Genomic DNA, 6,000 nt, shown 5'->3' on the forward strand with positions numbered 1-6,000 from the left:
CTATTTAGCGTGTGCTTTTCATCCTAGAGCCTGTCTAGCTTTAGAGGAAATGTTACGGCTGTAATGGTTAGTTCTCTAAATAAAAGTCTGGACTTGATATTGCTTTCAGGTAGAATGATTAGACATCAAATCAATATGATTTTAAAAATCAGTTAAGTAACATTAACTTCATATAAATCAGTCAATATAGTTGTTTATCGATATCTGATTTATAAAACTAACTGGTTAATAATGCTTTGTTTTCTAATGGATATGATTATGAATTCAGAAAAAATTGTCTTTACTAAACCTAGTGCGATAGATGGTATGGCTGTCAATCAGTTGGTGGCATCTTGTCCGCCATTAGATACTAATTCGGTATATTGTAATTTGCTGCAAGCTAGCCATTTTAATGAAACGTCTGTTGCGGCTAGCCTCGAAGGCGGCGAAATGGTGGGTTTTGTTTCTGGTTATATTATTCCCAACCAAATAGACACTCTGTTTGTTTGGCAAGTTGCGGTTAGCGAGAAAGCCCGTGGCCAAGGCTTAGCGAGAAAAATGGTTTCATCATTGCTTGAACGATCCAGCTGTTCAGGTGTGCGTTACATAGAAACCAGCATTACTGCATTAAATGAAGGCTCTTGGGCTTTGTTTCGTCGTCTTGCTGAGCAGTTAGAGGCTCCTTTAGAAGAATCTGTGATGTTTGACAAACAAGATCACTTTAAAGGAAAGCACGATACTGAGCATCTAGTTAGGATTGGCCCCTTCTCCGATAATTTTAAAAGCCATTAAATTCAAAAACATATGAATTTACCAGATTAATAAATTTGAACGTACGCGAGCTTAGAAACGCGATGAGTTAGAAGGCTATGCTTTCACTCTCAGTTTTTCCTTTCTCTTCTCGTACAGAAATTACTTTTTATGAACTTAAAGGATGATATCAATATGAAAATTTTTGACGAAATCGAATCAGAAGTACAATCTTACGCACGCTCTTTTCCACGTGTTTTTCACCGTGCACAAGGCGCGTATTTATTTGATCAAGAAGGTAACAAATATTTAGATTTCTTGGCGGGTGCAGGTACGTTGAACTATGGTCATAACAACCCAGTTTTTAAAGAAAAGCTAGTGGAATATATCTTAGATGATGGCATTACACATGGCCTAGATATGCACACGAAAGCCAAAGGTGAATTCCTTGAAGTCTTTAAAAAGCACATTCTTGAGCCCCGTGGCCTTGAATACATGGTGCAGTTTACCGGGCCGACTGGTACGAATGCGGTTGAAGCCGCACTTAAGCTAGCCCGTAACGTTACAGGTCGTGAAAATATCATTAGTTTTACCAACGGCTTCCATGGTTGTAGCTTGGGTGCTTTGTCTGTAACGGGTAATTCACATCACCGTGGTGCTGCGGGTACTAGCCTTGGTGCTGGTGTTTCTACCGTCCCGTTTGATGGTTATTTGGGCGAAGGTATTGAAACAACGGAATACCTGGACAAAGTATTGTCTGATTCTAGTAGTGGTGTTGATACACCAGCTGCCGTAATTGTTGAGACGGTTCAGGGTGAGGGTGGCATTAATGCCGCGAGTTTTGGCTGGTTGCAGAATTTAGAAGCCGTTTGTAAGAAACATGGTGTTCTATTGATCGTTGATGATATTCAAGCTGGTTGTGGTCGTACTGGTACTTTCTTTAGCTTTGAAGATGCTGGAATCAAACCTGATATTGTTACCATGTCAAAATCTTTAAGTGGTTACGGTTTGCCATTTGCTGTCGTTCTAATGCGTCCTGAATTGGATGAGTGGAAACCAGGAGAGCATAACGGTACGTTCCGAGGCAATAACTTGGCCTTCGTGACGGCAAAAGCAGCGATTGAAACCTACTGGAAGGATGATGCGTTTGAAAAAGAAATTAAGCGCAAAGGTCAGTACATTCATGAACGTACTCAAGAGATAGTCAATGAATTTGGTGAAGGAAATTTCACCCTTCAAGGTCGAGGCATGATGCGTGGCATCAACTGTGTTAGTGGTGAATTGGCTGGCAAGATTACCAAGAAATGTTTCCAGAATGGTTTGATGATCGAAACCTCTGGTGCCGATGATCAAGTGGTGAAATTCCTATGTCCATTGATTATTAGTGACGAAGATCTAAAACAAGGTATTGATATTCTGGAGCGCGCCATTCGTGATGTATGCGCCAAAGAAGACGATATGCCAGAAGCAAAAAGCTACTTTGATGAGAACTACGACATCGCTGTCTAGTTCCTCTTCTATAGAAGTCGCCTTTTAATTTTAAAGGCGGCTTTTATCACCTACTTGAGTGAAGAAAATAGTAAGTCAAAAACCTCAAGTTTCTTCCGGTAACTCTTTACCGGCATTTAAGCGATCCTCGGATCATAAGGAGAAAAGAATGTTTGCACGCGATTTAGCAGAATGTGAAAAAACCGAACGTCGTGTTGTGTCACCAGATGGTAATTGGGAGAGCACACGTCTTTTATTAAAAGAAGACAATATGGGTTTTTCTTTCCACATCACCACTATTTATGAAGGCAAGGATTTTGATATGCATTATCAAAATCACCTTGAATCTGTGTACTGCATTTCTGGTGAAGGCGAAGTAGAAAGCCGTGAAACCGGTCAAAAGCATCATATTAAACCGGGTGTTGTATATGTGCTTGATAAACATGATGCCCATACCTTGCGCGCATTCAAAGAATTGAAACTGGCTTGTGTTTTTAATCCGCCAATTACGGGTAAAGAAGTTCACAACTCAGAAGGTGCTTACGAAATTCTAGAGTAGGCCTAAAAAGCTATTTATCAGATCATATCGTTAATGGTAAGGAGATAATAAGGAGTCGCGATCATGTCATCGGTTCTAGCATCTGAATATTTATATGATGACTTTACTAATCAGAAAGTTGCTAAGCAGAAAGTGTCTAACCAGAAACTTTTCAGTTCAAGATTTTCTGATAAAAATAGTGTGGATTCACTAAGTACTGATGGAATTAAGCAAGATCAATATCCATCCAGAATCTATTCTGAACCTATGTATATCAAGCGCCAAGATCCTATTATCTACTCTAATTATCGACAAAAAGCGCCTCTTGACGAGGCGCTTTTAGATCAATACGAAAAGAAAGGTTTTTTGTTTCTGGATGGTGTTTTTAGTGACGAAGAAGTCCTTAATATGCAGAAACATATGCAGTATTTACGTGATGATGACGAGATCAAGCAACGCGAAGAAAGCGTTACAGAATCCAGTAGTGGAGATATTCGCTCAGTATTTGATGTACATAAACTAGATGCTTTTATTCAAGGTGTGGCTGAAGATCCAAGATTAGTTCGAATCGCAGAGTATCTTTTAGGTGATGAAGTTTATCTTCATCAGACGCGATTGAACTACAAGCCGGGTTTTCGCGGTAAGGAGTTTTATTGGCATTCAGATTTTGAAACATGGCATGTGGAAGATGGTATGCCACGTATGAGAGCCTTGAGTATGTCAATTACATTGACCCCTAACGATTACCACAACGGCCCCTTACTGTTGATTCCCGGCTCACATCTTACTTATATATCCTGTGTCGGAGAAACACCGGAAAACAACTATCTTTCTTCTCTTAAAACGCAAAATATAGGCGTTCCAGATGATGCTTCATTGCAGTCATTGATTGAAAAAAATGGCATCGAAGCCGCAGTTGGACAACCGGGCAGAATTATTTTGTTTGATTGCAATGTGTTGCATGGTTCAAACGGCAATATTACATCATCGCCTCGTTCGAATTTATTTTTTGTCTACAACGCTTTGTCGAATCGTGTAGCTTCGCCATTTGGTAACACGACTCCAAGGCCTGAATACATCGCGGCTAGGAAGTCGATTAAAGCGCTTTAAAAAAGCGATTAATGCTTAAATTTTCCGCAACCTTATGACAATATAGCGGCAGTTTTGGATTTCGGCATAAGTTGGCTTTTAGCCCCTTAACATATTGGAAAAATGATGGGACAACATACAGTTGAAAAAATTGGCGGTACGTCCATGAGTGACTACCGTTCAGTTCGAGATAATATAATTTTCAAACCCACTTTAGTGAACAACATGTACCAACGTGTTTTTGTTGTTTCTGCTTATGCTGGTATGACCGATAAGCTGTTAGAGCACAAGAAAACGGGTGATGCTGGTGTATTTGCTTTATTCGCTCAAGAGCGTAAGCAAAACAATTGGTTCCCAGCATTACAAGATGTTCGCGCGGCTATGTTGGAAATTAACCATAGCTTGTTCGAAGCGGGTGAATTGCGTCATAAAGCAGATGCATTTTTAAATAGCCGTTTGCAAGAAGCACAAGAGTGTCTTGAAGACTTACACCGCCTTTGTCAGCACGGTCATTTTTCGATTAGCGAGCATCTTGCTACTGTACGAGAAATGTTGGCTAGTCTTGGTGAAGCGCACAGTGCTTGGAATACCGCGCACTTGTTACAACGCGATGGTGTGAATGCTGTGTTCGTTGATTTGACAGGGTGGAATAGCCCAAGCCACATGTCGCTTGATGAGCGTATATTAGATGCATTTAAAGATGTTGATCTGAGCAAAGAGCTTCCGATCGCGACTGGTTATGCTCACAGCGAAACCGGTCTGATGTCTACTTTTGATCGTGGCTATAGTGAAATGACGTTCAGTCGAATTGCGGTTCTGACGCAAGCTCATGAAGCTGTGATTCATAAAGAATTCCATTTAAGCAGTGCCGATCCTCGTTTAGTAGGTGAAAGTAAAGCGGTACCAATTGGTCGAACCAACTACGATGTAGCCGATCAGCTTGCTAATCTTGGTATGGAAGCGATCCATCCCAAAGCGGCAAAAGGTTTGCGTCAAAGTGGTATTTCATTGCGAGTGAAAAACACTTTTGAGCCAGAACATACAGGTACGCTTATCACCGGTGACTACGTAAGTGATGCGCCATGTGTAGAGATCATTGCGGGTTGCCGAGGTGTATTTGCCGTAGAACTATTCGATCAAGACATGGCTGGTGATATAGACAAATTTGATGTGGATATTCTTAAAGTATTAAGACAGTTCCACGCTCATATTATTGCTAAAGATATTAATGCCAATACGATTACGCATTATTTGGCGATCAACCTGAAAACCTTGAAACGTGTCATGAGAGTGCTGCATGAGCGTTTTGCGGATGCTGAAATAACGCAGCGTAAAGTAGCGATTGTTTCTGCCATTGGTAGTGATATGAAAACCACAGGCATGTTGGCGAAGGCGGTAAAAGCCATTGCAGAGCAAGAGGTCAACGTATTGGCTATGCACCAATCTATGCGCCAGGTAGATATGCAGTTTGTTGTTGATGAAGAAGATTACGAAAAAGCAATCTGCAGCCTTCATAAAGAATTGGTTGAGGTTCATAACCATGGTCGAGCGATCTGCTTAGCTTCTTAATTAAGCAGTATGGTTATTTAAAGCCCCAAGTATCTATGACGATATGAACTGACCCCATAAAGTTGGACTCTATTCTAAGCGGCTTTCAAGGCCTGATTTCGATACGCTATCGGACTCAGGCCTTTTAGTTTCTGCTTAATTCGATCGTTGTTGTAATACTCGATGTATTCTCTGATTGCTTCAATCAGTTCATCTGCATTTCTAAACTTTTCATTGTGGTACATCTCTGTCTTTAAAATACCGAAGAAGTTCTCAGCGACAGCATTGTCTAAGCAGTTTCCTTTTCTAGACATACTTTGAGATAGCCCTTGAGCCCTAATCTGTGCCTGATACGCTTGGTTCTGATATTGCCAACCTTGATCTGAGTGGATAATCGGCCTCTCGTTCTTACTCAGCTTGCTAATCGCGCTCTTCAACATGTCTGTGACCAATGGTAACGCGACTGACTTCCTCACTTCATAACTCACTACTTCCTGATTGAATAAGTCGATCACTGGCGAGAGATAAACTTTCTGGTTGTCGACTTTAAACTCGGTCMCGTCTGTCACCCACTTTTGGTTGGGCTTCTCTGCATGGAACTKTCTTTC

General features: G+C 41.0%; 6 protein-coding genes. 5 read left to right on the forward strand and 1 reads right to left on the reverse strand.

Going from position 1 to position 6,000, the window contains the following annotated elements; all coding sequences use genetic code 11:
• Positions 1–258 precede the first annotated feature (258 nt).
• From ectA to B6N13_RS22570, 5 genes are all read left to right on the forward strand, one after another.
• Positions 259–771, forward strand: a complete 513-nt coding sequence (gene ectA, locus B6N13_RS22550; RefSeq protein ID WP_248280417.1) for a diaminobutyrate acetyltransferase — start codon at positions 259–261, stop codon at positions 769–771.
• A 153-nt stretch (positions 772–924) separates the two neighbouring features.
• Entirely contained in the window at positions 925–2,238 is a 1,314-nt protein-coding gene (gene ectB / locus B6N13_RS22555) for a diaminobutyrate--2-oxoglutarate transaminase (RefSeq protein WP_012068874.1), read from the forward strand.
• A 148-nt stretch (positions 2,239–2,386) separates the two neighbouring features.
• A complete protein-coding gene (locus B6N13_RS22560; RefSeq protein ID WP_012068875.1) occupies positions 2,387–2,776 on the forward strand; it encodes an ectoine synthase in 390 nt (129 codons plus the stop codon).
• A 63-nt stretch (positions 2,777–2,839) separates the two neighbouring features.
• On the forward strand, positions 2,840–3,865 hold the full coding sequence (gene thpD / locus B6N13_RS22565; RefSeq protein ID WP_282434098.1) for an ectoine hydroxylase: 1,026 nt from the start codon (positions 2,840–2,842) through the stop codon (positions 3,863–3,865).
• Positions 3,866–3,970: 105 nt separating this feature from the next.
• Entirely contained in the window at positions 3,971–5,413 is a 1,443-nt protein-coding gene (locus B6N13_RS22570; RefSeq protein ID WP_048813938.1) for an aspartate kinase, read from the forward strand.
• Positions 5,414–5,487: 74 nt separating this feature from the next.
• Here the strand turns inward: B6N13_RS22570 and B6N13_RS22575 are convergent.
• Positions 5,488–6,000, reverse strand: a 513-nt coding sequence (locus tag B6N13_RS22575) for an IS3 family transposase (RefSeq protein WP_169460677.1), incomplete at its 5' end; no start/stop codon positions are given.

This window comes from Marinomonas sp. UCMA 3892 (assembly GCF_012726345.1).
In the GTDB taxonomy this organism is placed as follows: Bacteria; Pseudomonadota; Gammaproteobacteria; order Pseudomonadales; family Marinomonadaceae; genus Marinomonas.